4 protein-coding genes are annotated in these 4,524 nt (G+C 67.0%); 2 read left to right on the top strand and 2 right to left on the bottom strand.

Annotated elements, in window-relative coordinates:
• The coding region (locus tag ACAM49_RS38910; protein WP_369640524.1) for a polyketide cyclase at window positions 1-363 on the top strand (363 nt) is incomplete at its 5' end.
• Between the two features lie 110 nt (window positions 364-473).
• Complete coding sequence (locus tag ACAM49_RS38905) at window positions 474-1,814, top strand: ABC1 kinase family protein (RefSeq protein ID WP_369640523.1); 1,341 nt, start codon at window positions 474-476, stop codon at window positions 1,812-1,814.
• Here the strand turns inward: ACAM49_RS38905 and ACAM49_RS38900 are convergent.
• Together ACAM49_RS38900 and ACAM49_RS38895 are read right to left on the bottom strand one after the other, a co-directional pair.
• Entirely contained in the window at window positions 1,796-3,346 is a 1,551-nt protein-coding gene (locus ACAM49_RS38900; RefSeq protein WP_369640522.1) for a flavin-containing monooxygenase, read from the bottom strand. The two genes, ACAM49_RS38905 and ACAM49_RS38900, sit on opposite strands and share 19 nt — an antisense overlap.
• A gap of 14 nt (window positions 3,347-3,360) precedes the next feature.
• A partial coding sequence (locus ACAM49_RS38895; protein ID WP_369640521.1) for an AMP-binding protein occupies window positions 3,361-4,524 on the bottom strand: 1,164 nt, incomplete at its 5' end.

Below are 4,524 nucleotides of genomic sequence, written 5' to 3'. Positions count from 1 at the left end.
CAGCCGAGCTGGGACGGGAACGACAATCTGGAGGCGGCCGCGGAGGGGCAGCGGGTCACCGGGGTGGGTGAGGTGTTCCTGATGACGCTGACCAAGGACGGGATGGTTCGGGAGAATCATGTGGTGGAGTTCGAGGAGGGGCGGCGGATCGCGTGGCTGCCCTCGGAGGTGGGGAAGCGGCCGCCGGGGCACCTGTGGCGGTGGGAGTTGGAGCCGTTGGGGGAGAACCGGACCCGGGTCACCCACACCTATGACTGGACCAACTTGGACGATGAGAAGCGGATGGTGCGGGCGCGGGCCACTACCTCGGAGAAGCTGATGGCTTCGCTGGATCGGCTTGCGGCACTGGCCGAGAAGGAGTGACCCGCGCGTGATCGACCCCGCCCGCCAAAACTCCTACACTGTCTGGGACGGGGGAGTCGCGGGTGGGGGCGCTCTGTAGAAAAGGGCGTGCTGCAGGAAGGAACGGCGACGTGGCCGGACTCAGAAGAAAAGGCATCGCTCGGATGGCGCGGGTGGCGAGCATTCCCGCCACCCTGATGGCACAGCGGGTGGCCGCCACCGGGAAGAGTCTGCTGGCCGGGGCCGAGCGCGGGTCGATCACCGACGAGATGCTCGACAATGCCGCCGAGCAGGTGTTCGCCGTGCTGGGCGAACTCAAGGGCGGCGCAATGAAACTCGGGCAGGCGCTGAGCGTCGCCGAGGCGGGCGTGCCGCCGCGCTTCGCCGATCATTTCCGGGACGCGCTGACCCGGTTGCAGCAGGAGGCCCCGCCCATGCCGGCGGCGGAGACCCACCGCATGCTGGACCTGCAACTGGGCACCGGCTGGCGTAAACGGTTCGCGCGCTTCGAGGAGCAGCCGATCGCGGCCGCCAGCATCGGGCAGGTGCACAAGGCGGTGTGGCACGACGGCCGCGAGGTGGCGGTCAAGGTGCAGTATCCCGAGGCGGAGGAGTCGCTGCGCGCGGATCTGAAGATGCTGCAAATGGTTTCGGGCGCGTTCAATACCCTGATGGCGGGGACGAATGCCCGCCAGCTGATCGAGGAATTCCTGGCCCGCACCGAGGACGAGCTGGACTATCGGATCGAGGCCGCCTATCAGCGCCGCTTCGCCAAGGAATTCGCGGGCGATCCGCAGTTCTTCGTGCCGCGCGTGGTGGCCGCCGCGCCGAAGGTCATGGTGACCGAGTGGATGGACGGAATCCCGCTGTCCCGCATCATCGCCCAGGGCAGCCGCGCCGACCGAAATCGGGCAGGTCTGCTGCTGGCCGAATTCGCCTTGTGCTCGCCGAGCCGCGTCGGCTGTCTGCACAGCGATCCGCATCCCGGCAATTTCCAGTTGCGCCCCGACAACCGGCTCGGCGTCATCGATTTCGGAGCCTGCACCGAAACCCCGCGCGGCATTCCGCGTGCGGTCGGACGGCTGGCCCGCTGCGCGCTCGCCGGGGATTACGAGGGCCTGGAGGCGGTCATGCGCGAGGAGGGCTTCGTGAAGCCGGGCGCGCCCATCGAAATGACGCCGCTGCGGCACCGCATCGACCCGGTGATCGAGCGCATCGACGGCCGCAACTTCCATTTCACCCGCGAATTCCTGCAGGAGGAGGTGGCCCGGTCCCTGGATCCGGAGAACATCTCCCTCACCAATGCCCGGGCCGTGAAGGCCCCCGCCGATCAACCCGAATACGCCATGCTCACCCGCGTTTTCGGCGGCATCGTGGGCATCTGCGCCCAGCTCGACGCCGAGGGCCCATTCCTCGAACTGGTCGAGAAATGGGTCCCCGAATTCGGCGGTTCTCAGGAAGCCGCTTCCTGAAGCTCACGCACCGAGGCGGTGGAGAACCGGTAGTCGTCGAGCGGGAAGTGCCGGTTCTCCCAATACATTTCGAGCTGGGTCGAGGGACGGAAGGCCGCGCCGTCGCCCTGGTAGTTGATGTAATAGGTGTTCGAGGTGACGCAGCCCTGGGTGAACAGGTGAGTCTTCTTGGCTCGCTTGTCCATTCGCGCGAAGTAGCGATCGTGCGGCTCCTGGCGTACTTCCACCCGCGTCGCACCCCGGCGGCGAGCTTCCTTGATCACTCGCGCGGCGTGCGCCGAGGTCGATTCGATCAGCGGGATATAGGAGCCGGGCGCGTACGCATAAGGCCCGACGATCAGGAAAGCGTTCGGGAACTTCGGCACCGAGACGCCCTGATACGCCTGGAATCGATTGGCGTCCCAGAACTCGCCCAGCTCCAGCCCGTCACGCCCGTAGATCGGGTAGGGCGGCGTGTAGCCCTTCTCCATGACCTTGAATCCGGTGGCGCACAACACCATATCGAAATCGCGTTCGCGCCCGTCGGCGCTCACGATGCCAGTGGGTGTGAAATGCTCGATCGCGTCGGTCACCAGATCCACATACGGTTGCGTGAACGTCTTGAAGTAGTTGTTGGAGATGGAAGGCCGTTTACAGCCGAAGCGATAGTCCGGCGTCAGTTTCCGACGCAACTCCGGGTCACGGACCTGGCTGAACAGATAGGCCTTCATGGCGGTCTCGGCCACCGCCATCCCCGCGGACGTGACGCGCGGATAGTTCGAGATGGCCAGCCCGGCCCCCAGCCCCGCATTCACACCCACATTCCCGACCAGCCGGATCGTGTGCTGCAGCGGCGCGAAGTTCAGCACCGCATTGGCCGCCGCCCCCATCGGGAAGTCCGGCTTCGGCCCGATCCAGATGGCCCGCCGCTGATAGACCGTCAGCTGTGAAACCTGTTTGGCCAGTTCGGGAATCACCTGCAGCGCCGTCGCGCCCGTCCCGATCACCGCCACCCGCTTGTCCCGGTAGTCATAGTCGTGATCCCACCGGGAACTGTGCATGATCTTGCCGGTGTATTTGTCGATCCCCGGAATATCCGGATTGTGCGGCTGCTCCAACCCGCCGACCGCACCGATGACATGGCGCGCGGTGAGCTCGGTCCCGTCCTCGAGCTCGATCCGCCACAGATCGTGCTCCTCGTCGAAAACACCCTTGACCGCACCGGCTCCAAGCCGCAGCTTGTCCCGCAGCCCCTGCTTGTCCACCACCTCCTCGGCATACCGCTGCAATTCCTCGCCGGGCGCGAAGAACCGCGACCACCGCGAGCGCGGCTGGAACGAGAAGTTGTACACCGGCGACGGAATATCCACCGCCACACCGGGATAGGTATTGGCCAGCCACGTCCCGCCGACCTTCGGCCATTTGTCGATGATCACGAAGTTCTCGACCCCGGCCCGGCGCAGCGCGACCCCCGCGCCGATCCCGCCGAGTCCGGCGCCGACAATCAAGACCTCGTAGCTTGGTAAGGGATGAGAACCATTGGTGGAGCTCATGACTGGTACCTCGTTCAGGATCGATCGGATTGGAGGGCGGAGGCATTCGCCTCCGCGATGACCTCCGGAAGTTGCTGCCGCCGCAGCTTGCCCGCGGTCGTGCGCGGCAGCTCGGGCACGAACACGATGTCGCGCGGCACCTTGTAATTGGCCAGCGTGGTCTTGATATGCCGCTGCAGCGCCCGCGCGGTGGTGCGCGACCCGGATTTCAACACCACGGCCGCCGCCAGCCGCTGCCCGAAATCCTCATCGGGCACCCCGATGGCCCCCGCGTCGGCGACCGCCGGATGCGCCAGCAGCGCCTCCTCGACCTCCTGCGGGAAGACGTTCTCGCCACCGGAGACGATCATGTCGTCCGAGCGGCCGTCGACGTACAGCCGGCCCTCGGCATCGAAATGCCCGAGATCGCCGGAGTCCATATGCTTTCCGACCATCTCCTTGGTACGGCCGTCGCTGTAGCCGTGGAACATGCTCGGGTTCTTGTTGACGATGCGGCCGGTGACTCCGACGGGCACTTCGCGGCCGTCGCCGTCGACAATGCGGATGTCCACGAGCCCGGTCGGCGGCCGCCCCACGGTGCCGGGCGCGGCCCGCAGATCCGCCGGGGTGGCGATGGTTCCGGCCCCGGTCTCGGTGGAGGCGTAGCCGTTGAACAGCACCTCCCCGAACTCGTCCAGGAAAGCCGTTGCCAGCCAGGGCGGCAGGGGAGCGGCCCCGCACACCACCATCTGGAGACTGTCGAGGTGATAGCCGCGCCGATCCCGGGGCGGCAGATCCATGATGCGCTTGAGCATGGTCGGCACCAGGCACGCGATGTGCACGCTGTGCCGCTCGATATCGGCGAGCACGGTTTCGGCGTCGAATCGCTCGTGCACCAGCGCCGTCGACCCGAGCAGGAACGCCGCGGCCAGCGCCAGGAACCCATAGGTGTGATGCAGCGGCGGCGCGATGACCATGGGCCGCCCGAGCCGCGGAATCGGCTGCACCCGAGCAAGGTCCTCGAGCGCCAGCACCATGCGCGGATTCAGCCCGGCCAGCATGGGCCCGGCCGCACCCAGCCCCAACTGCCGCGGCGCACCCTTCGGTACTCCGGTGGTGCCGCCGGTGAGCAGAATGATCGACCCGCCGGACGCGGGCTCGCGCACCGGCGGCCCGCCCGCCGCGACGAGTTCCGCCAC

This window comes from Nocardia sp. JMUB6875 (genome assembly GCF_041154655.1).
Taxonomy (GTDB): domain Bacteria; phylum Actinomycetota; class Actinomycetes; order Mycobacteriales; family Mycobacteriaceae; genus Nocardia.
This window is presented reverse-complemented; position numbering and strand designations above follow the sequence as displayed.

Coding starts and splice junctions, on each gene's coding strand:
- ACAM49_RS38900 (WP_369640522.1), bottom strand. CDS start 3,346: ATGAGCTCCACCAATGGTTCTCATCCCTTACCAAGCTACGAGGTCTTG.